We start from the raw sequence: 20,627 nt of genomic DNA, 5'->3' as shown, positions 1-20,627 counted from the left end.
CAGTTCAACAATAGAAATCCTAAAATGTTTGGATAACCAATTTCGACTCCATATTTCGAATTTTTTCGTAATCTAATAAAATGGAGTCGCGGTCTCCAGCCAACCCAATAATTCCAATACTCGTTAAATAATCAACGGTTTGTGGAACAAGGTCACCATTTTTAAACCAAATATGTTCATTAAGAAAGGTTGGTAATTTCGATAGGTCGGCGAAAGCTTCAACATTCGAAATTTTGCCTTTAGCGGGTGATTTCAAAAAAACAGGCACAACCGTTTTTTTAAATACATATTCTTCTGCTGAAACACCCCCATCGACATAGATTTCCACTAATTTATCGGCTTGACTACTGCCTGTCGCCTCTCGAGCAAAGCCAACCACTGGACCACCACACATTCTGGCGCCTGTTTCTATGAGGCGAGGGCCATCTTTAGTGAGCATGATTTCATTATGAGCAGCTCCCCAGCGAATTCCCAAAGCGTCCAATGCTTTTTGCGTATAATCAAATAATTCACCATATCTTTCTTTGCTATAAGGCACAAATTCCACATAGTCGTAAACTGTTTTGCGATCATTAAAGGATGTTTTATTGTATTGGATTAAATGCGCTAAATAGTGTTTTCCATTAGCACTCACTGTGCCTACAGCAAATTCCGTTCCTATGGCCTGCTCTTGCACAACTACAGTTGCATTGACTTTCCCGGTAATTTTAGATGGCTCCGATAAAACCCGGTTGAATGCTTTTTTCCACTCCCCTCTGGCTGGAATATGAAAGACCTTATCACTGCCAGCAGATACTGGGGGTTTAATAATAAGTGGAGAATCAATTAATCCGTTTGTCCTGATCCAGGCTTCAACCTCATTTTCAGATGCCGTATTGAGCGTCTTAAGGGCAGGAACTCCAGCTTCCTGCAGTGCTTTTTGCATCATAGCCTTGTGCAATCTATTCTGTGATTTTTCAGGATCATTGGCAAATTGAGGCGTCAAGTTTATCGCCAACGCTTCCGCGAGAGGGACTCCTTCCTCAGTACCAGGAATAATGGCAATAGGGTCATATTTTGCAAGTACCTCCACAAGATTTGGTTGGTCTGGAATAATCTCGATAAAATCAGAGGTTTGCATGTTTGCTCCAAATCCAATCCAATCCAGAGGTTTAAGCGTGACTGCAATAGCAGGTATCCCTCGAGCCTTAAAGGCAGGGGCTAACTCTATTCCTGATGATAATGGATCGACAATGACAACGGGCCTGTTCATATGTTATTTACCTTATGTGAAGTGTTAATTACTATCAGCTGAATTATCAATACGAAAAACAATAAAGTGGCAGCAGAAAAAGGAAGATAGATTCCCCTGAATCCAGAGGAAATCAATAAGCCGCCAAGCAACGTTCCCAAAGCTGACCCCAAGCCCAAGGCCGATGAATTGATAGCGGCAAGGATAGTTCCCTGATTTTCATGTAATTCATATAAAATGTGTTGCTGGGGAGTCACTATAGCCCATCCGCAAGCACCCCACATAAAAAAAGGGATTAATCCCAGGTAAGGCAGATTCCTGGTGAATGGTATGGCAATCAGAGCAAACATGAGGCCAACCAAAATTAAGGCCATAATAACCCTTGGTTTACCCGTTCGATCGATAAACACCCCAATCAGTGAGCTTCCTATAAATCCACCCAGTCCCCAACTCAATAGCGTCATACTGAGCGAATTAGGGGATCCTGATTGAATCAGGGTGACATACGAGTATAATCCCAAACTTGCCAAAGCGGTAAAGCAAGTAATTCCAATTACCGATAGCGTTTTTGGCTCGATCAGAAGACGAAGCCTGCCTCCAAATGGCGAAGGTTTGGGTAGTTTTATATCAATGTTTTGCATTGAAAAACCAATCAATGCAAGCAAACTTAAAATAATAAGACTGGCAATCGATAACTGCCAATGAAACAAGGAGGATAAGTAAAGTCCGGCAGGAACGCCAAATACTACACCCGCACTGTTAGCACTCCAGATAAAACTTAAAATTCGTCCTTTGGCAGATGGCCTGGTAAAATGAATGGCAATGCTGATACATAACGGCGTAAAAATCCCGGTTCCTGCTCCCGCCAGAGATCTTCCAATTAAAAACAGCACGATATTTTCAGAAAGTAGCGTTATTAAATTGCCAAGCATGAAGACAGTAAGCGCAAGCTGAATCATACGCTTTACCGGCTGATTAACCAAAATCAGAGAAAAAAGTGGCGCTGAAAAAAGATAAGTCAAACTGAATAGACTCACTCCTTGCCCAGTTACCGCAACCGACTGCTCGAGCGTTTCGCCTATTTGAGGAAGCAGACCAGCAATTAGAAATGTATTGCAACCTACTGTAAACATGCCTATTGCTAAAAAAATCAGGCTTTTATTCATAACTGCGCCAACTCAAATAAGGATTCTATTTTATCCAGCGGCACAGCGTATTGAATGTAGGAGTCAGGCCTTACTAAAATGGCCTGGTTTGCATAGTGTGTGTTATTGGTCCAAAAATTTTTCTGGTATTGGTTTGGATATATTGGAATGACTTTGACAAACTCCGGAGGCTGTAACTCGACTTCACAGTCACCAAAGATAAATAAAGTGAATTTCATATAATCCAGAAGAGAGTAAAGCCGTGTTTTGGCAATGCCATTAAAAATTTCAAAATCAAAGAGTCGAGAACCACACAAACCTGTTTCTCCATAACGAATCCCCATCCCCGTGATATAACCCGCGCGCTTTTGCACAATCCTGACATAGTCTTGGGCATGGGTTCCATTAAGCGAATACTTGGTCGAGCGCACAAGCTCACCGGAAGTCTCTATCACACCGTGAGCTACTGGCTTACGCTCAGCTTCATAACTGTGTAAAAGTTCTTTGGGAGCGCCGAAATGCATGACCATGTGCAATTTCCACATGAGATTAAACGCATCTGCAAGACCAGTGTTAAGACCTTGCCCACCGTTTACCGAATGAATATGGCAGGCGTCACCGGCAAGAAAAATGCGATCCTGAATGAAGAAACTCTCAGCGACAGATTCTTTAACTGAAAATTGTGAAAACCAAACAATGTCCTTAAAATTTAAGGAATGGGGCCGCACGGCATGATTAATTTTGTCCATTGCTTCCTGCAAGGTAAAGTCTTTAGTATCCATTCTTACGTAAAACCTGTCGATTTCCCCTTCCCTTGGAATCCAGGCCACATCCGAAGTTTCTGCCTGAAACACAATGATTTCAGGAACTTTTGGAAAATCGGTGTCAATAATACCATCGATTACCGCCCATATAATTTGTGGCCGTATGATCTCAAAAGGTATTGCAAAATGATTGCGGACAAAGGAACGAGATCCATCGGCTCCGATGACGTAGCGTGACTGAATGCGCTCTCCATTGGCAAGAGTCGTAAGACATCCTGCTTCATTAATCTCAATGTTGACAATCGCAGTTGAACGTTTTACTGCTGCCGCAGTTTCCTTCAACTTGTCATCTAACAATTTTTCTACATAGGATTGGCCAAGCATAAGGAAATGTTTATGCAAACAACCCTCCAATTCTTCCCACCATGACGATTGTCGGGAAATGAATTGCCCGTCTGCCCATACAGAACTGGTATTGCAGGTCTTTCCTAAAGGATAAAGCTCATCAAATAAATCAACTAATTCAAGAAGTTGTAAAGTGCGCGCGTTAAGGGCATCTGCTCTACCGACCTCTAAAGGACAATTAGACTTATCGACAATCACAACATTGATGCCACATAGTTGTCCCAGATAAGCACACATGAGCCCTACTGGACCCGCACCGACAATTACAACGTCTGCAACTTGTGCGCTCATTGATAAGACTCCAGACCCGGGTTATCAAAAGGCGGATTACTCAAAACATGAACGCGTTGGATATGACGAGGCGACCTGGAGACAAACCCTTCTCTGCCATGTAATAAAGAAAAATTATCTGCAATGACGATGTCCCCGTTTTGCCACTCATGAGCATAGAAATTATCCGGTGAGTAAAGAGCGTTTTCTAAACTTCGGTGGAAGAAGTCCAACTCTTCCTGATCAATACCAGTAAATTCAATATCGGGTGGATTTACAAAATGACCTTTATCTACAGAGGGAGGTTCATTGTAGCGAATGACTGAAAAATCCTTTTGAGGATGCTTCGTGATAATTGGTGATACCGTCTTGCTGTTATAAAACTCCATTTTCCTTTGGTAGGTACCACTCACCTTATTCCATAATTCTTTGATTTCTGAAGAGGCAAACTGTAACGCTAAAATTGTGTTTGAAAAAGTAGTCCTTCCTCCTTGTCCAGGCAAAGGCGCTTTCACACAATGAAAAATCTGATATTCAGGCACTTGGGGTCGATACATACCATCCCAATGCAAGGGCATGTAACTATGATCAAAAATATGATCTTCCGGATCCTCTTGCTCAATTAACTCAAGTACCTTGCCAAATGGCCAAAGGCTGACTTCTCCCCACAACTCGCAATAATTAGAAAAATCCTCTGCATTTTGAAAGGCGCAAAAGCCTCTTAATACAACGAGTTGATTCTTTGCAAATAAATGGCGCAAGTTCTCTATATCGACATCAGTCACCTTCGTTTTTTCGCTCACAGGCTCCAAGAGTACTCCAAATGGTTTTAGAGAAGTCACTTTATAATTCATATGACACCTCCGCCATTAATTGATAATGACTGTGCCGACCATCAGAGGAACAAATTAATTTTGCACCCAAAGCCTCAGCTTCCGAGCGCCTCAGCAAGACATACCCCTTATTGCTTTCAACAGCAACACCATGCCAAGGGGTCATCCAGCTTTCATTCCCTATCAACCGAATCCCTAATTTTTTTGATCCGCAAGTTTGTGGATGAATAGACAACCGAACTGCCTTGGGAAAGCGTTCGGCAATGAGCGCACTCCAGGCGTTGCTTCTTCTTATAACCTCATAGGCTTTAAAACGAGATTCTTTTTGGATAGCAGTACGACTTTTGGTTTGACCTGCATGCATGGCATCTTCAAACAAAAAACGCGTAATTCCGCTATACATGCGATTGGCTTCTTGTTCATCGGGGCTTGCTGAGGGTTTTGCACCATTACGGATCTTTTGTTTAAGGAAGTCCAGGGACTGTCCATAGCTTTTCATGAGTTCCTCACGCATTTGGACAAAATGAAGATCTTTATAAAAATAATCAAGATTAAAAGTGGACAGATCTGCAAGGGACATTTCTTTTATAAGTCTGTCCAGCTCGAGCTGGTAGGCTGTGACATCACTTTCATTCATTCCAACCACATCGCTAAAAACCCTTCCATCGGAACACAGAATAATTTTAATCCCCGGGGTATAAAAATTTTTTATTCGCTGACAAAGTGTTCCCAAAAAATTAAGAGAAAGGCGTTCAGCATGATCTGGCAGATGACCCAGAACTTTTTCAGGGTTGGGAGATTTTCCCGGGAAGGCAGGCAATATAAAAGTAACCGGTTCATTCTTATTAACTGCCGAGATGATTTTTGGCAAATGAGGTGAAGCGCACTTTTGGCATCCGGTGCCGCATAAACTAATGGTTTCCGGGACACGGCGAAAAATCATTACTTCAGCTAATATTCTTTTGGCTACTCCCATAGCAGAGTCACTATCGGGTGATTTTTTCAGTCGATAATCTTTAGGGTAATGATTCTTTGTAATTAAAAACGCTGTATTCTTCATTTTCCTTCCCTCCTGAAAAAGAGAGTACAGATCTTCGACAAATAATTAAAATGATTTATTTTAATTATTGTGATAAATTTTACTTATACCTAAAGTGAAGTTGGTGAGTCATGTCTTTGTTGTTGGATGATATAAAGTATTTCATAGCGGCCAGCGATACGCTCAATATGACAAGAGCTTCTGAAATTATTGGAATATCTCAACCTGCGCTTAGTTATTCTATAAAGAGATTGGAGAACAAACTTGGTGGATTACTATTTATCAGGCTTAAAAACGGAATCCAGCTTACAAAACTTGGAGAGGAGTTTAAGAGGCGCTCCCACCGTCTATTATATGAATGGGAGCAGGTGCAAAACATAGCTAACCCTGAATCAGGTTTTGTTCAGGGAAACTATACTATAGCCCTTCACCCTTCTGTTGCGCTTTATACTCTCCAGTACTTTATGCCAAAACTGCAAGTGAACTATCCTGGGCTTGGCATTAATTTCATTCATGGTCATTCAAGAGAGATGACTGAAAAAGTGATAAGTTGGGAAGCCGATTTTGGTATTGTTGTGAATCCCATACAACACCCTGATCTCGTTATAATAAAGCTGTCTACGGATGAAGTGACAGTCTTTTATGCCAATGATGCGCAAAATAAACTGATTTATGATAGAAAACTTGCCCAATCACAATACATCCTTAAAAAAATTGGCAAAAAAATAACTTTCAATGGCGTAATTAATTCTACCAGCCTTGAAGTGGTAGCCAAACTCACAGCCTTAGGTCTTGGGTATGGCATTCTACCTACCAGGGTCACCTATCCCTATAAACACCTCAAAAAAGTACTCAATGCGCCTGTGTTTAGAGATGAGATTTGTCTTGTCTACCGACCTGAAAAACATAATAATCCTGTCAGTAAAAAAATCATTCAAATTATCAGATCATCCATAAGCAATGATAATGATAAAGAAAATTATTTTGATTAATTCAGCTATTACAATGATTTTTGCTTATTTTTTGAGGTAATAGAATTTATTGCAAAAAATATAAAACACCGAAATTGATTGATAATAGACCATTATTTTTCAATTTCAGTATTTTAAAATTAATGCTCTTTAGGATAGTGTTGGAATATTATCAACGGCTTCATCCAAAACGGCTGGGCCTTGAGAAATACTCTGGGTAAGTTTTTTAATAATCACTATATTCTCGATGCCTTCTTTCTGCCTTTCCCATTGTCCGTCGGTAAAACCATAGCTTTTCAAAGTATCATCTTCTATTTTACCGTAGGATCTTGCCTCGTATAATATTCCTAGTTTTGTCGACTTGGTAAATCTTTTATCTGTATCCACATTCTTTAGAGCAAAAAATGAGGTATTAACAACACTTGTTTGGGTTGGTTTTTCGGGTTTGCTTTCTTGGCCTAATAACCTTGTTGAAGTTGAAGCAGGCTCAGAATAACCCGCAGCATCTTGACTGCATGTAAAGCCGGCTTTTTCTAAAACGTCTTTTGCTGAAATGCCATATTTTGTTTCATACTCTGTAACATCGAGGCTATCAAATTGAAATACAAGATTAACTGTCAAATATCCAATTTCCCTCATTCTTCCATTGCGATGAACTCTTGCCATTCTGAGATCATTCTCAATGTCATAATTAGAAAGAGGAGACCATAAACCAGGCATATCAGCCGTCATTTGCATGCCATATCTCTTGGTCTTTATTCCTTCTTCAGTCTTTTCAGCCGCTTCAAATAAGGCACGACAGACTGCTACTTCATTATATCTTAAATTTTTTATGTAAAGCGTTGTCATTAGATAACCCCATTTATTGTAAAGCAGGCATTTTATCCATTTTTGCTCAAAATAAAAGCGTTTTTACCGATTGGACTTAATGAAAACGCATTACTTACTCCCGCATATCAATATTTTATATAGCTCCTATACAAATAAATCATTTTTGACACAATGCAAAACCACCTAAAATAAATTTTAATTTTTTCAAAAATTAAATAATTTAGGTTATTCACTATGAAAGCAAAATACGACCCCACAAAGCCTGGACTCCAAAAGTTACCTCCTGAAATCAAGGTAATGATTCTTGAGTTTCTTGATGCCAAATCAAAACTAGCTCTTTCACAGACAAATTATGGTTGGCGTGATTTAATTCTAGACCGGCCAGAATATACCAAAGAAATAACGAATACATTATTTCGTCTTGATAAAAAACGCCATCGTCAAGCAATAGCACAAATGATGTCAGGAAGAGTTACAGCAAGTTCTATGGCTAAGCTATTTGAAGAATTACTATGTTTTAGCATACCTTCGTCCTATGTGTTTTTAATCTTTTTCGCATCGCAAAAATCTGTGGCGCTTATAGAAGTCTTAACCGTAATCCTTGTGTTTGCTGCAATAACCTCTCTCGCCCATGATCTGGTGGATTATTTTATTGAAAGTGATACAAAAGCTGAGAAACAGCATGCACATCGCCGTGCTTTTCAATTCTTTGCCCAACCCAGTCAAAGCGCTGCACAACAAAACTTGGAGGAAGAGAATTTAAGTGCTGATCCCAAGGCCTGCCAATGTGAGCCATTGTAGTTGGGGTCTTGGCCCGATATTTACCGAATTCCTCTACTTAATTCTTCGATGTTTATTATATTTACAACCTTATTTTGATCCTCCACTCACCCGAATATCACTAGCAACAAACCAAACAGAATGTTATTCTTAGCTGTAGTAAAAGAGCAAAAAGTCTCACTGCTATTGAGTTAAGAATTAACTCCTTTTTGCCTGATGCAAGCATCTTGCTAACGAAGCTATTATTCTTTTCGCGGCATTTTGAAAGAGGACTAATGGATTAGCCATGTATGTTTTTCGCCGTTTTTCGAAGCCTATTATTACTTTTCTCCATTCGCTTGAGCTCGCTTTTCGATTTTTAGGCCATTTGGTTCATAGCACTATCAAAGTTATTTTTGGCAAACTGTCCATCGTCTGGCCTAACACACTAGAAATGATTTACTATTCTGGAGCGCGGCTTGTTATTCTACTGAGTTTTATTGGTATATTATTAGGCGCTACTGTTTCACAAACGGTTTATGCGCTCTTAAAACCTTTTCAGCTACATCAACGAGTACTTCCCATTGTGCAAAATATTTTAACCCATGAAATATTACCGGTACTTATTGGCTTCATTTTATGTATCCAAGCCGCCTTGCATATGGTTAACACCCGTTTGGAGCATTACCAGGAGAATCCAGAGGCAATTATCCTTGCTCAAGTATTACCAATCATTGTAGGTATGAACATTGCCTCCTTACTGCTATACGTTTATCTTGTATCCGCTATCTTTTTTAGTTTTTATCTCACTTTTCATTTTATGTTAGGGTTTACAAACAATGAATTTTTATCCTATGTTGTCAGCTCGACAACCTTATTTGATCTGATATACTCGGTCGTTAAGACATTGATTTTATGCATCATAGTTGGGTTGACTTCTGGTTATTATTATTATGAAGCATCTATTAGACATATTTATTTGAGAAAAGCAGTTTCTCGAATTTTAACGCGTGGCTCATTCTGGCTGATCATTGCCAGTATGTATATTACTCTTACGTTTTAGGGACGACGTGCATAACGAACGATTCTATACATTAGTGGGTATTTTTATAGTAGGCGCCCTATGTTTAATGATTCTAGGCGGTACTTTTTTTTATATAGAATACAAACGCGCACAAAAACAAACTTTTGTCATGTTTTTCAAAGGCTCTTTAAAAGGGCTAGTCACTACTGCCCCAGTAACCTATCGAGGCGTGAAGATTGGTGAAGTCAAAGTCATAGAAATCACTGAAAATAAAGAGCACAGTAAAGTACTTATTCCTGTTTACGTACAATTTTTTGTCGAGAGAACCTATGGTTTTAGCCAAGACCCTATTCACCTGCTTATTGATAATGGGTATGTAGCAAATATCACCAAACCTAACCTGTTAACAGGCGTTGCTGAAATTGAGTTGATTAAGCCAACCCCAGCGGTAAAATATAAACAAACATACTACCATTCTTATCCTGTTTTCCCGACTCACAATTCAGCTGAAAAATATACATCTATGGAAGAAGCGTTTGAGGCCGCGAAAAAGGCTTTTGAAGACGTCAGTGAATTAGTTCGTTCCAAAGAAATTCAAGATACTTTAGAGGCGATACAAAAAGTTTCTGAAAATTTAGGGCAACTAGCCTCTAGCTTAAACCAAGATGTGCCGAGTGTTGTTGCGTATTTAAATCAAAGCTTAAAACAAATTACCAGTGCAGCTTACTCCACTCAAAACTTGACGGATTATTTGTCTCGATATCCTGAATCTTTACTTCGAGGCAAAAGATGAAAAACAATAGACATTTTTTAAAATTCTATTGCATCAGAGATTTGAGTTGGCTAAGTAGTGTTCGAGCCTCTTTTATATATTCCCCATTTGAACGCATCACATCCTCGCCTTTTTCTAGCTATATTGAGCTTCGAAAGAAACCTGTGAAGTTCCTGTTAATCTTGCTCATTGCCTTAACACTCTGCGATTGCGGTCGAAGCAAAGAAACTCAATTTTATTTATTAACACCTATTCCCCCTCAAAAAAACAGCCGTAACTCCTATAATCATTTACAGATCGGTGTTGATGAAGTGAGTATTCCTGATTATATGAAAAAACCTCAATTAATGATTCACCAGACAGCTCATCACCTAACTCTCGAAGAATTTAACCAATGGGCTGGGGCCTTGGATAAGAATATTACTCTTGTATTAACTACTAATCTTTCAACTTTAATGCCAGGAGTAGTAGTTCAGACCTCACCTTGGAACAATAAATTCCACCCGGATTATCATCTTCAAGTAATGATTTCACAATTTGAAATTGATATTCATGGTAACAGTATTTTAAGAGCCGAATACCTTATTTACCGAAAAGAAGAGTTAATCTACAAAGGAAATGCTTATTACCATATTAAAGTCCCTTTAATCAGTATTGAAACGCTTGTGCAGAGCATGAATACGAACCTGACTCATTTAACTGAAGAAATTGCACGGTTTTTTATAAAAAACACGACTAAGTAATATACTCATAGTGTCTTCAAATCAAGAAAAATTATTTTGATTGAATTCAGCTATTATAATGCTTTAAAGGCATTATTTTATGGGATAATAAAGAGACTTCATGATTGGCAAAGATAAATGGGAAATACTGACTGAGAAGATGACCAATCTTCATATCTATGAAACAGATCTCAGCGAAAAATTTATACTAGGCAGTGGCAAAGGCGGACAAAAACTACATAAAACGGCATCAACAGTCTATTTGAAACATTTGCCTACCGGTATGGAAGTAAAATGCCAGGAATCCAGGAGTCGTGAAGATAACCGCTATTTTGCGAGGCAACGGCTTTGTGAGAAATTACAAGCCGTATTCAGCGATGAAAAAACAAAGACACAACAAAGAATTGAAAAGATAAAACGCCAGAAGAAGAGACGTTCAAGAAGATCCAAACAAAAAATGCTGGATGAAAAATCAAGACAGAGCCAACTCAAGACACTAAGAAAAAGCCCCCGATCTCATGACATTGAATAATAGGCACATTAACCACTTATCATTTTAGTTAATTAGTTAAATCAAAATATCCGACAACGTCCCTAAAGTTTTTTGTAGATTCCTGAACTTTAACCAAGGGGCATTATTTTCAGTTTGCTTCGATCAATTCCTTCTCACACGTCTGGTGATTTTAAAATTGAAATTTTTATATCGTCAGGTTCGAGTCTTTGAAACGGAGATAAGACATCTTTTTGCAATGCTTTGAATTTGTTTTAGTATTGAAAGGAATCATTAAATTAAGGTCAGATCCGATATGGCAGGAACAAGTTTACTAACATTGATTGACGATATTGCAACGGCACTGGATGACATAGCTGCCATGACTAAAGTGGCAACTAAAAAAACTGCCGGTGTGTTGGGCGATGACTTGGCACTCAACGCCGAGCAAATAATAGGCATACATGCGAACAGAGAATTACCTGTCATAGGAGCTGTAGCCAAAGGCTCTGCTGTTAATAAATTAATATTAATTCCATTAGCGATTTTAATAAATTTTTTCGTCCCCGCACTGGTGGGTATCCTATTGATTTTGGGCGGATTGTATTTGTGTTTTGAAGGTTTTGAAAAAATTGTAGAAAAAATTTTCCATAAAAAAAATGAGCCTGCAAAAAAGAAAACAGATACGCAGACCATCGATATGCGCCAATTTGAAAAAGAAAAAATTAGCGGTGCTGTACGGACGGATTTTGTATTATCAGCTGAAATCATTGTAATCACCTTAGGCACGGTCGCGGCGACATCTCTGATTAACCAAATAGCGGTATTAACTTTGATTTCATTAATTATGACCATTGGAGTTTATGGTTTGGTTGCGTGCATTGTCAAATTGGATGATCTGGGCTTCATTTTACGGGAAAAAAAGCACCCACTTAAACAAATTGGAATTCTTTTGATTGGAGCAGCCCCAATACTTATGAAAATTTTAAGTGTGGCAGGAACAATTGCCATGTTTTTAGTAGGAGGGGGGATTATTACTCATCAAATAACTGCCATTCATCATTTCACAGAAAACCTGTCTGCAATGATGTCTATAGGAGTTGATTTTTTTATAGGAATTATTTCAGGTGCAATTACAGCTGCTCTATATTTTACATTCAAGAAGATGAAATCAAAATTTAAACTAATGAATACGAAGTAAGTACTATAAGAGTCAAAATCCATTGTAAAATCAAAGTAACTTTGCATTCCATCGCTCAAATGACTATAGTTAAACAATAATTTTTTAACACCAAACCTCATCAGGCGATTCTTTTTTTGCGATTTATTTGAATTTTAATACCATACTATCAATAGGAGATAAGCAGGATGCCAGATATTACACATTACCTTAAACCCATGGTTTTATTTTCAGGACTATTGGTTGCTACTTTTGCCATGGCCGAAGCAACAAAAGCTGAGGAAACTTCTACTGTAAAATTAAGTACTATTCTTCAACAGTTGTCTGACCAGGGGTATAAAAACATTCATGACGCTGAAATTGACGATGGCGTATTGACTGTTGAAGGCAGCAATGAACAAGGCGTTAAGTTTGAAATTCACATCGATCCAGCTACTGGCAAGATTTTAAAAAAACAAGAACATCCACAACCAAAATATTCCATCATAGACATTACCAAAAAAATTGAAAATGAGGGTAAATTTAAAATCATTGAAATTGAGTTTGATGAAGGTATTTATAAAATAAAAGGTGAAACAGCCAGCCATGAAAAAAAGAAGCTATATATCGACCCCAATACCGGGGAAGCCAAAACAAATCATTAATCCCATATAAAGGGGCAAGCCTTTCTTTTTTCCTTAGTATGCCCAATTATTCTCCCTAGAGGAAAGGAAGAGAGCTGTTTCTACTCAGCTCTTTTATCCTCTAATGAAGGAGCTAAATAACGGCTGGCCCAGGCAGCAATAACCTCTGCGGCGTATTGTGAGTCCCTTTTGTTACTTAATAAATGATCAGCCTTATCAAGGCTGATAAAACTTTTGGGATGTTGGGCGGCTTTATAGATTTTTTCTGCCTCTTTAATGGATACCACTTTATCTATAGGAGAGTGCATAATGAGTAAGGCTTTACCAGCGTCGCTTTTAATCGTTTCCTGGTATCTGTCAATATCTTGTAGAAATTGTTTTTTAATAGTGAATGAGCGTGGGCCCAGGGTAACATGAGCTTCGCCATCAGATTCTATTTTACTTAAATCAGCAGAAAAATGGTGTTTGACATGATGAGCACTGGCAGGAGCACCAATAGTAGCTATTGCCTTTACTTCAGTAATTTTCTTGGCGGCAAGGAGCACAGCCGCACCACCAAGACTATGGCCTATCAAAAGAACAGGTGCTTGATAATGAGTCCTTAAATAGTCAGCGGCAGCAACTAAATCTTCAACATTTGAAGAAAAATTCGTTTCTGAAAAGGAACCTTCGCTGCTACCTAAGCCAGTAAAATCAAACCGTAACACCGCAAATCCATTAGCAACCAAAGCGCTGGCAATTCTGCTTGCAGCAGCTATATCTTTTCCGCAGGTAAAACAATGAGCAAATAAAACATAACCAAGGCATTGACCTGTTGGTTCTTCCAGTTTTCCTTCCAGTTTCAAATTGTTACTGAAAAAATATATAGTCTTAGACATTATGCTTTCCTTGTTTGTCTTGATTGAGATGCTAACAAGAAACATTCAAATCTGTTTATCAATCCATTTTCTTACTCTAAAATCAATTCAATTTATTCCTACTGTAGAGTTTGGATATTCTGGAAGTGTTCACATACTAACAAATATAGACACATTTAAGCCAACTTCCCAATTTATTTGGAATATTTATTAACCTTATAGCTATGATGTAGCGAAACGCAATCAAGGACAACGATTTATATACATTACAATCTACTTAAAGCACCGCTCGTTTAACATCATGGAAGATTGACTGCCCACTTTTTCCATCATGAGGTAAAGTCCGTAAAATTACGGGAAAATTTGCCAGGAAAACTATGAGTGAAGTACCAGGCAGCTAAAAACCAGGAAAGACCTGAGTACGAAGGTAGTTTTCATTTCAGCCGAGTAGATAGCAATGGGCAGGTTAAACAGTGGCTCCCATTGATGTCATCTTTTTACTTCAACCTGCCTTGAATTGGCGCTAAGTATTAAATTGGTAATGAATACCAATTTCAGCCTGGTTGCTATACACGTTGGTGAATTTTGTTGGCGCACCTGAAGCTGGAGTATTATTGGCTGCAATAGCATTATACTGACCTGAATTCCTCACTTCGCCAATTGAAATAAAATTATAATTGATATCGATTAACAACGAGTCACTGAGGGCATAGAGGCTTCCAATACCAAACTGCCAGGCAAATTTTGTGGCTTTGTCAGCGAACTCTACCCAATCTTGTGTTATCTGGGTTTTGCAAATCAACAATAATATAATTGACCCGAATACATTAAGGCATTTGCATTTTTACCATAAGCCTAAAATGCCTCAATGGATTGTTCTCTCCACAACCCCATGATTCATGCCTTAAGACCCAGAAGAGTTCTCTAATAAAGATTAAATTGTCATCCATTTGAAATAAAACCAGGAATGCTATATGTTGCCAGTTATTGATTTATGCCCAAATCATTGTCAAAACATGAAAACATACCGAAAAGAACTATGGTTTAATATCCCAGAGCGTATGGGATTTATCAATATCACAGATAAAGTCATTGAATGCTTAAAAGAAAGTCGTATTCAAGAGGGTTTAATATTGGTTAATGCCATGCACATCACCGCTTCTGTATTCATCAATGATGATGAAAGCGGCTTGCATCAGGATTATAAAAAATGGCTTGAGCGGATAGCACCCCATCAACCCATTGAGCAATACCGCCATAATGACACTGGTGAGGATAATGCTGATGCCCATATCAAACGCCAAATCATGGGGCGAGAAGTGGTTGTCGCTATTACAGAAGGAAGACTGGATTTTGGTCCATGGGAACAAATATTCTATGGTGAGTTTGACGGCCACCGTGATAAAAGAGTCCTAGTAAAGATTATCGGTCAATAAAGCATGACTTGAATGGATCATGAGTAATTAAAGCATAAAAGGTCCGGTTTTTCCTTTTTCCTTAATAAGCTCTGTGCCCTAATTCGCGCCAAAGAAAACGGAAAATCCTGCCCATGATCTAAAATTTAACTGGAGCCTCTGGCTCCATTAGATGTTACTGCAGACTCCATTTGAGATAGTAATGACCGTTAACTGTTATATCCTATACAACATCAACAACATGAGAGGTCATGCCATAAACTATACACAGCTTTTATAAATTATTTAGCCTGCAAATCCTGTGTTCTTCAATTATTTTTCTTGATTCCACGAAAGATTCGTTTTTTTCACACCAAAAACTAAAAAGCGATGGGAGGCGGCGCATATTGATTGCTTTGGATAATTTGCTGTTGCTATTGTTTAATTCATTATCGACATCAAGGCCTTTTTGATAACAATGTCCAAGTGCCTCAAAAATTTTATTGAGCTTCTCTTGACTACCCATCCAGTAAGGATTGTAGCTTTTACTTCCTGCTTCCAGGCGGTTGATAACATGCAACAAGGCTAGATGCTTACTGTATACATTTTTAAGATTCGCATAAGATAAATCTCCCCGGGGACAATGAATCTCTGGTGTTAACCTCGTTTGTGTTTGAACTTTGGTTATAGTTATTCTCTTTATTTCTGGATGAAGCGCCTGATTGAGCGCACAATATTGTATTGCAGCATCCTCATTCTGAGTTCTGAAAATATACACGAAATTCGCTGCATGAATGATGTTTTGTGCACTTGCGTTTACGAGCAAAAATGCATAATTTCCATTTTCCTTTCCCCAATTGGCATGGGGAACAAGCAGTCCCTTACCACTGGCTGTTAACTTCCCATTGCTGTCAGTCACTTGAAAGTGATTGGATTGAGATGAATAGCTAACCCAACCTGATTTAGCAGCCTCATAGTACAGGACTTGCCAATGACCAGCCCCTCCTTGAGTACCAGTCCGGAAAAAGTAGGCACTGCTTTTATTAAGAGTCGCCAGATCCCTTTCCAACGTTTCCTGATTTTTCCCACTAACCCACAGTGTTTTTTCTTCGTCTGGACTGAACATAAAAGCAGGGCCCAGATCAATTTGAATATCTTGAACATCTCGAGTGTATTCAAAATCAAGATCACTGCCTAAAATCAACCGAGCAGCTTTCTTTATCATCATTTCTGCACAATTTTGGTTTAAGAACACTTCTTTTTTTAAGTTCATTGGAAAATCCCAGTCATCTTTCGATTATTATAATACAAAATAATCACATAAAAAGCTAAGTGATTGCTTCGATTATAAAGCCATCCTAATATTTGAGTCCCCCTTAAGACAGCAGTCTGTGGCCCCGTTCAGGAGCATGCCCATGCATCAATGCCCAAAGAGTCGTGTTAAAATCCCAAAGATAGAAGCGCCGTTTAAAACAGCTTGATTAAAATTGGTTATGAAAGAAAAGACCGCGAAACAATTGAAATTGTTTATTATCTATCTACTTAGCTATTGGTTATTAAGCATTATTTCATGCCTTATCGCTTTCGGTTATGATGATTCCCTACGCATGTTGCTTGCCTCGCCAAAATCGGATCTCAGCGGTGCTTTATTATTTTTCTCTTCATTTATTGCCGCCGCTTTGTTGTTTGTTTTTCGATACAAAACTTTTTCAGATAAACCTTATCCTTATTTTATTTTTGGATTCTACGTAGGAAACGTCTCGTTACTGATGTTATTCATATTGGATGCTTTTATTCGCGAACTCATTGTATGGAAATTCCCTGAATTCTTACTTGTTTTTATATCACCATTCGTTGAATTAGTGCTCTCCTATCTATTTTTTGGCTTTGCATTCCTGGCAATCATTCCGGCAGTTACCAGTGCTTTTATTCTCTATGCAGTTCAGAGAAAATTATTATTGTCACCAATATAAACCTCCAGAGTCTTCTCTTTTTCATTTGTAATCGCTCCCTTATTCTCGCGTTGGAAAAAAGGAAGCCTGCCCTTAATCTATTGCCCGATTTATTTATTCCCCAAAAAATATATTTTATAATGAAATGTATCATTTTATATTAAAACGCTATATTATACATTTTTTGGAGAAAATATGGGCATAGTAAAAATTTCGGACGAATTGCATGAAGCAACCAAACTGATGGCAAGAGCCATGAGTCGGTCAATCAATTCACAAGCAGAATATTGGATTAGAATAGGGAAATTGGCAGAAGAAAATCCCTCCATTACCTATACTGACATTCTTAAAATTTTAGTCCATCAAGCTTCACTAGGTGAAATATACGATGTTAGTGAAGACGCCTGAAGAAATAAAAAAAATGCGCGTTGCTGGGCAGTTGGCCGCATCTGTACTTGAAATGATAGAGCCTTATGTCATTGCAGGTACCAGTACAAAGGAGCTTGAACAAATTTGTCGTCAGTATATTGTCGAGGATTTGAAAGCGATTCCCTCGACGTTAAACCACTATGGGTTTCCCGCATGCATTTGCACTTCGATAAATCACGTGGTATGCCATGGCATCCCCTCAGAGAAAAAACTTAAAAATGGCGACATCATTAATATTGATGTGACTGTGCAAAAGGACGGTTATATTGGGGATACCAGCAAAATGTTTCTCGTCGGCAACATCAAGCCATTTGCTAAAAAGTTAGTGGAAGTTACCCAGGAATGCCTATACAAAGCTATTTCAATAGTTCGCCCAGGGGCTCATCTTGGAGACATCGGAAACATAATCCAGACACATGCAGAACAACATGGATATTCAATAGTACGAGAGTTTGGTGGGCATGGAATTGGTAAATCCATGTGGGAAGATCCTCACATTATGCACTTCGGTAAACCAAATACCGGATTACGATTACAAGCAGGAATGACTTTCACTATTGAGCCAATGCTCAATTTGGGCCGTAAAGAAGTCAAGACTTTAGGGGATGGTTGGACTGTTGTCACAAAAGACCATAAATTATCTGCACAATGGGAGCATACCATTTTAGTGACCGATAATGGACATGAAATACTGACCTTAAGAGCAGACGAGCACCTATAGACATATCTCCTCTTGCTTGGTAATTACTGTTCCTCCAAGCCTCGCGACGGAAAACATATACTATAATCAAACTAAAGGAAACCCAGTCAATCAAGGGAAATAGCATGCCTTGCGAAAAATGCGATTCAGCGGCAACCTACCATTTATCGGGAACCTACCAGTTACTCATTTTACCCCCACGAGGTCATTGCTATTCAAAATTATTAAAGCATTTAACCGAAAATAATTTTGATATCAATAAAAGAGACAGCGGAATTATCGAATTATTATTTACTGCTGAGAGAGCACAAGACATAGGTCATGCACTGGAGCGATGTTATTCACAAGCGGAACTTGAGGACAGCAAAGCAGTTTTGTTGCCAATTGATATCGCGGACAGAAACGTAGAGAGAGTACTCAATCATACGCATTCATTAAAAAAAATTGTGGGGTTGTGTTTGTCTCAATGGCTGGTTGGACTCATTGAAAATCAGGGGCTATCAACCTTCTGCCAGCCTATTTTGCATAATACCACACTCAAACCCTATGGTTTTGAGTGCCTTCTCAGGGGAAAGCAAGATAATAATATACTGCCTTCCTCTGATTTATTTGGAGCAGCAAAATCGAGCGACATGCTTTTTTTGTTAGATAAAAAAGCACGTATATGCCACATTGAAAATATGAGCAAAATTGACATCGCTGACAAAAAAATCTTCATTAATTTTAACCCAACAGCCATTTACGATCCCCTTTTTTGCTTGACAACAACGAACCAATCCTTAAAAAAAACATCCATTAAACCTGCACAAATTGTATTTGAAGTCACTGAAAGTGATGAAGTAAAAGATAAAAAACACTTGTTAAAAATAATAGATTATTACAGAAATCAAGGTTACTGTGTCGCCCTTGACGATTTGGGCTCTGGTTACAGCTCTTTGAATTTGCTTACTGAGTTACAACCTGATTACGTTAAACTTGATCAAGAATTGATTAGCCAGATTCATACAAATGAATTCAAACAAATCATATTGGAAAAAATATGTGAGATGGCTACTAAACTAAAGATAAAAATAATCTGCGAAGGCATAGAAACAGAAGACGAGTTACAGATTATAAAAAATTATGCCATCGATTTTTATCAAGGTTTTTTGTTTGAGAAACCTATGCCTTACGAAAAAATACCCGACTATATCAAAGCAAGCGCATAAAAATGGATTGGCTATTGGATATATGACAAATGCTTACAAACATTGAAAGAGCAAAACTTCAATTAATTGATGAAACCAACGATATGGTCATTATAACCAAAGCAGAACCACTTGATGCACCTAATGGTCCGGAAGTGGTTTGGGTGAATAAAGCCTTTGAAAACATTTCAAAATATAAAGCCAATGAAATTATTGGCCAAACACCACGTATCCTTCAAGGTAAAGAAACCAATCAAAACACATTAAAAATGATAAAAGAAGCACTTAAAGCTCAAACGAATATCAATGTGGATTTATTAAACTATACTAAGGATGGAACACCTTATTGGATTAGTTTTTCAATAGTTTATTTAAGAGACGGGCAGGGTAATTTATGTTATTTAGGCGCAATAGAAAAAGACATCACCGCACTCAAGAATTTAAATTTTAAATTATCTGAAAAAGCAAAGACTGATCCGCTTACCAATGTTTACAATCAGGAAAATTTCTTCATCGCAGGGAATGAAGCTATTAAAAACTTTCATCAAAACCAGGAAGCAGTTGGATTATTATTTTTCGATGTGGATGATTTTAAAGGAATAAACGATACGCAAGGACATATCTATGGCGATATGATATTAAAAAAAGTTGCCCAGGAATCTTTAAAGCTTGTCCGTAAAACGGATAACGTATTTCGATATGGCGGCGATGAGTTTGCTATTATTTTTTCAGGCATTGATGTGAAAATCCTGGAAAGAAAAGCACAACAACTACAAAAAAAATTGGCAAAATCTCACATCTCTGTGAGCATTGGAGGGACTATTTCAATCCAAAGTGACAAATCGATAAACACCCTCTTGGCGAGAGCGGATGAAGCACTCTATTACGTCAAAGCCAACAAAAAAGGGTTATTTTTCATCGCAGAATAATCACATTTTGACGCTGCCAAATTGCGAGGAAATTAAAACCAGTGACGTTCAATCCAATGACATCGCCTTTTAAACAATTCCTTTATGCCATGAAAAAATAATTATTTTCAGTTTTAACCA

23 protein-coding genes are annotated in these 20,627 nt (G+C 38.2%); 14 read left to right on the top strand and 9 right to left on the bottom strand.

Annotated features, from left to right (window positions below; translation table 11 throughout):
- Positions 1-19 precede the first annotated feature (19 nt).
- From LPG_RS00910 to LPG_RS00890, 5 genes are read right to left on the bottom strand one after another with little or no spacing between them, the layout of a single operon-like run.
- Positions 20-1,252, bottom strand: a complete 1,233-nt coding sequence (locus LPG_RS00910) for an ATP-grasp domain-containing protein (protein WP_010945939.1) — start codon at positions 1,250-1,252, stop codon at positions 20-22.
- The gene (locus LPG_RS00905; RefSeq protein WP_010945938.1) at positions 1,249-2,397 is read right to left on the bottom strand and encodes an MFS transporter; all 1,149 of its coding nucleotides are present in this window, start codon (positions 2,395-2,397) and stop codon (positions 1,249-1,251) included. The genes LPG_RS00910 and LPG_RS00905 overlap by 4 nt, the downstream gene beginning before the upstream one ends.
- The gene (locus LPG_RS00900; protein ID WP_010945937.1) at positions 2,394-3,836 is read right to left on the bottom strand and encodes an FAD-binding protein; all 1,443 of its coding nucleotides are present in this window, start codon (positions 3,834-3,836) and stop codon (positions 2,394-2,396) included. The genes LPG_RS00905 and LPG_RS00900 overlap by 4 nt, the downstream gene beginning before the upstream one ends.
- Complete coding sequence (locus LPG_RS00895) at positions 3,833-4,669, bottom strand: TauD/TfdA dioxygenase family protein (protein ID WP_010945936.1); 837 nt, start codon at positions 4,667-4,669, stop codon at positions 3,833-3,835. Before LPG_RS00895 ends, LPG_RS00900 begins: the two co-directional genes overlap by 4 nt.
- Positions 4,659-5,708, bottom strand: coding sequence for a pyoverdine biosynthesis protein PvcA (locus LPG_RS00890; RefSeq protein ID WP_015444924.1), 1,050 nt, complete (start codon positions 5,706-5,708; stop codon positions 4,659-4,661). Before LPG_RS00890 ends, LPG_RS00895 begins: the two co-directional genes overlap by 11 nt.
- 110 nt (positions 5,709-5,818) lie before the next feature.
- Between LPG_RS00890 and LPG_RS00885 the strand changes: the two genes are divergently transcribed.
- Positions 5,819-6,679 (top strand): LysR family transcriptional regulator, encoded by an 861-nt coding sequence (locus LPG_RS00885; RefSeq protein ID WP_010945934.1) that lies wholly within the window; start codon positions 5,819-5,821, stop codon positions 6,677-6,679.
- A 129-nt stretch (positions 6,680-6,808) separates the two neighbouring features.
- Here the strand turns inward: LPG_RS00885 and LPG_RS00880 are convergent, their stop codons facing one another.
- Positions 6,809-7,534, bottom strand: coding sequence for a lpg0172 family Dot/Icm T4SS effector (locus LPG_RS00880; protein WP_010945933.1), 726 nt, complete (start codon positions 7,532-7,534; stop codon positions 6,809-6,811).
- A 189-nt stretch (positions 7,535-7,723) separates the two neighbouring features.
- On the opposite strand from LPG_RS00880, the gene legU1 reads away from it, so the two are divergent.
- The 7 genes from legU1 to LPG_RS00845 all read left to right on the top strand — a co-directional run bounded on the left by legU1 (position 7,724) and on the right by LPG_RS00845 (position 13,080).
- Entirely contained in the window at positions 7,724-8,290 is a 567-nt protein-coding gene (gene legU1, locus LPG_RS00875) for a Dot/Icm type IV secretion system effector LegU1 (RefSeq protein ID WP_010945932.1), read from the top strand.
- Positions 8,291-8,555: 265 nt separating this feature from the next.
- Positions 8,556-9,311, top strand: a complete 756-nt coding sequence (locus tag LPG_RS00870) for an ABC transporter permease (protein ID WP_010945931.1) — start codon at positions 8,556-8,558, stop codon at positions 9,309-9,311.
- A gap of 67 nt (positions 9,312-9,378) precedes the next feature.
- Positions 9,379-10,065, top strand: a complete 687-nt coding sequence (locus tag LPG_RS00865) for an MlaD family protein (protein WP_015444926.1) — start codon at positions 9,379-9,381, stop codon at positions 10,063-10,065.
- The gene (locus LPG_RS00860; RefSeq protein ID WP_010945929.1) at positions 10,062-10,787 is read left to right on the top strand and encodes a PqiC family protein; all 726 of its coding nucleotides are present in this window, start codon (positions 10,062-10,064) and stop codon (positions 10,785-10,787) included. The genes LPG_RS00865 and LPG_RS00860 overlap by 4 nt, the downstream gene beginning before the upstream one ends.
- 100 nt (positions 10,788-10,887) lie before the next feature.
- Positions 10,888-11,298 carry a peptide chain release factor family protein gene (locus tag LPG_RS00855; protein ID WP_010945928.1) on the top strand — a complete coding sequence of 137 codons (411 nt, stop codon included), beginning with the start codon at positions 10,888-10,890 and terminating at the stop codon, positions 11,296-11,298.
- Between the two features lie 274 nt (positions 11,299-11,572).
- Positions 11,573-12,457 carry a DUF808 domain-containing protein gene (locus tag LPG_RS00850; RefSeq protein WP_010945927.1) on the top strand — a complete coding sequence of 295 codons (885 nt, stop codon included), beginning with the start codon at positions 11,573-11,575 and terminating at the stop codon, positions 12,455-12,457.
- Positions 12,458-12,624: 167 nt separating this feature from the next.
- Positions 12,625-13,080, top strand: a complete 456-nt coding sequence (locus LPG_RS00845; protein ID WP_010945926.1) for a PepSY domain-containing protein — start codon at positions 12,625-12,627, stop codon at positions 13,078-13,080.
- Positions 13,081-13,160: 80 nt separating this feature from the next.
- Here the strand turns inward: LPG_RS00845 and LPG_RS00840 are convergent, their stop codons facing one another.
- On the bottom strand, positions 13,161-13,937 hold the full coding sequence (locus LPG_RS00840) for an alpha/beta hydrolase family protein (protein ID WP_015444927.1): 777 nt from the start codon (positions 13,935-13,937) through the stop codon (positions 13,161-13,163).
- Between the two features lie 502 nt (positions 13,938-14,439).
- Complete coding sequence (locus LPG_RS00835) at positions 14,440-14,721, bottom strand: protein SapA (RefSeq protein ID WP_010945923.1); 282 nt, start codon at positions 14,719-14,721, stop codon at positions 14,440-14,442.
- Positions 14,722-14,890: 169 nt separating this feature from the next.
- On the opposite strand from LPG_RS00835, the gene LPG_RS00830 reads away from it, so the two are divergent.
- On the top strand, positions 14,891-15,352 hold the full coding sequence (locus tag LPG_RS00830; protein WP_010945922.1) for a secondary thiamine-phosphate synthase enzyme YjbQ: 462 nt from the start codon (positions 14,891-14,893) through the stop codon (positions 15,350-15,352).
- Between the two features lie 253 nt (positions 15,353-15,605).
- Here LPG_RS00830 and ravD read toward each other — a convergent pair whose 3' ends face one another.
- Positions 15,606-16,583, bottom strand: a complete 978-nt coding sequence (gene ravD / locus LPG_RS00825) for a Dot/Icm T4SS effector deubiquitinase RavD (RefSeq protein ID WP_010945921.1) — start codon at positions 16,581-16,583, stop codon at positions 15,606-15,608.
- A gap of 220 nt (positions 16,584-16,803) precedes the next feature.
- On the opposite strand from ravD, the gene LPG_RS00820 reads away from it, so the two are divergent.
- The 5 genes from LPG_RS00820 (at position 16,804) to LPG_RS00800 (ending at position 20,507) form a co-directional block, all read left to right on the top strand.
- A complete protein-coding gene (locus LPG_RS00820) occupies positions 16,804-17,283 on the top strand; it encodes a hypothetical protein (protein WP_010945920.1) in 480 nt (159 codons plus the stop codon).
- Between the two features lie 174 nt (positions 17,284-17,457).
- Positions 17,458-17,670, top strand: a complete 213-nt coding sequence (locus LPG_RS00815) for a ParD-like family protein (protein WP_010945919.1) — start codon at positions 17,458-17,460, stop codon at positions 17,668-17,670.
- Positions 17,651-18,412 (top strand): type I methionyl aminopeptidase, encoded by a 762-nt coding sequence (gene map / locus LPG_RS00810; RefSeq protein ID WP_015444930.1) that lies wholly within the window; start codon positions 17,651-17,653, stop codon positions 18,410-18,412. Before LPG_RS00815 ends, map begins: the two co-directional genes overlap by 20 nt.
- A gap of 104 nt (positions 18,413-18,516) precedes the next feature.
- Positions 18,517-19,599: an EAL domain-containing protein gene (locus LPG_RS00805; RefSeq protein ID WP_015444931.1), complete on the top strand. Its 1,083-nt coding sequence runs from the start codon at positions 18,517-18,519 to the stop codon at positions 19,597-19,599.
- A 29-nt stretch (positions 19,600-19,628) separates the two neighbouring features.
- Entirely contained in the window at positions 19,629-20,507 is an 879-nt protein-coding gene (locus LPG_RS00800) for a sensor domain-containing diguanylate cyclase (protein WP_010945916.1), read from the top strand.
- Positions 20,508-20,627 lie beyond the last annotated feature (120 nt).

The sequence above is a fragment of the Legionella pneumophila subsp. pneumophila str. Philadelphia 1 genome (assembly GCF_000008485.1).
GTDB classification, from domain to species: domain Bacteria; phylum Pseudomonadota; class Gammaproteobacteria; order Legionellales; family Legionellaceae; genus Legionella; species Legionella pneumophila.
This window is presented reverse-complemented; position numbering and strand designations above follow the sequence as displayed.

Excerpts from the sequence above, each read along its gene's own strand:
- LPG_RS00910 (WP_010945939.1), bottom strand. The coding sequence starts at position 1,252 with ATGAACAGGCCCGTTGTCATTGTCGATCCATTATCATCAGGAATAGAG.
- LPG_RS00905 (WP_010945938.1), bottom strand. The coding sequence starts at position 2,397 with ATGAATAAAAGCCTGATTTTTTTAGCAATAGGCATGTTTACAGTAGGT.
- LPG_RS00900 (WP_010945937.1), bottom strand. The coding sequence starts at position 3,836 with ATGAGCGCACAAGTTGCAGACGTTGTAATTGTCGGTGCGGGTCCAGTA.
- LPG_RS00895 (WP_010945936.1), bottom strand. The coding sequence starts at position 4,669 with ATGAATTATAAAGTGACTTCTCTAAAACCATTTGGAGTACTCTTGGAG.
- LPG_RS00890 (WP_015444924.1), bottom strand. The coding sequence starts at position 5,708 with ATGAAGAATACAGCGTTTTTAATTACAAAGAATCATTACCCTAAAGAT.
- LPG_RS00885 (WP_010945934.1), top strand. The coding sequence starts at position 5,819 with ATGTCTTTGTTGTTGGATGATATAAAGTATTTCATAGCGGCCAGCGAT.
- legU1 (WP_010945932.1), top strand. The coding sequence starts at position 7,724 with ATGAAAGCAAAATACGACCCCACAAAGCCTGGACTCCAAAAGTTACCT.
- LPG_RS00870 (WP_010945931.1), top strand. The coding sequence starts at position 8,556 with ATGTATGTTTTTCGCCGTTTTTCGAAGCCTATTATTACTTTTCTCCAT.
- LPG_RS00865 (WP_015444926.1), top strand. The coding sequence starts at position 9,379 with ATGATTCTAGGCGGTACTTTTTTTTATATAGAATACAAACGCGCACAA.
- LPG_RS00860 (WP_010945929.1), top strand. The coding sequence starts at position 10,062 with ATGAAAAACAATAGACATTTTTTAAAATTCTATTGCATCAGAGATTTG.
- LPG_RS00855 (WP_010945928.1), top strand. The coding sequence starts at position 10,888 with ATGATTGGCAAAGATAAATGGGAAATACTGACTGAGAAGATGACCAAT.
- LPG_RS00850 (WP_010945927.1), top strand. The coding sequence starts at position 11,573 with ATGGCAGGAACAAGTTTACTAACATTGATTGACGATATTGCAACGGCA.
- LPG_RS00845 (WP_010945926.1), top strand. The coding sequence starts at position 12,625 with ATGCCAGATATTACACATTACCTTAAACCCATGGTTTTATTTTCAGGA.
- LPG_RS00840 (WP_015444927.1), bottom strand. The coding sequence starts at position 13,937 with ATGTCTAAGACTATATATTTTTTCAGTAACAATTTGAAACTGGAAGGA.
- LPG_RS00830 (WP_010945922.1), top strand. The coding sequence starts at position 14,891 with ATGTTGCCAGTTATTGATTTATGCCCAAATCATTGTCAAAACATGAAA.
- ravD (WP_010945921.1), bottom strand. The coding sequence starts at position 16,583 with ATGAACTTAAAAAAAGAAGTGTTCTTAAACCAAAATTGTGCAGAAATG.
- LPG_RS00820 (WP_010945920.1), top strand. The coding sequence starts at position 16,804 with ATGAAAGAAAAGACCGCGAAACAATTGAAATTGTTTATTATCTATCTA.
- LPG_RS00815 (WP_010945919.1), top strand. The coding sequence starts at position 17,458 with ATGGGCATAGTAAAAATTTCGGACGAATTGCATGAAGCAACCAAACTG.
- map (WP_015444930.1), top strand. The coding sequence starts at position 17,651 with ATGTTAGTGAAGACGCCTGAAGAAATAAAAAAAATGCGCGTTGCTGGG.
- LPG_RS00805 (WP_015444931.1), top strand. The coding sequence starts at position 18,517 with ATGCCTTGCGAAAAATGCGATTCAGCGGCAACCTACCATTTATCGGGA.
- LPG_RS00800 (WP_010945916.1), top strand. The coding sequence starts at position 19,629 with ATGCTTACAAACATTGAAAGAGCAAAACTTCAATTAATTGATGAAACC.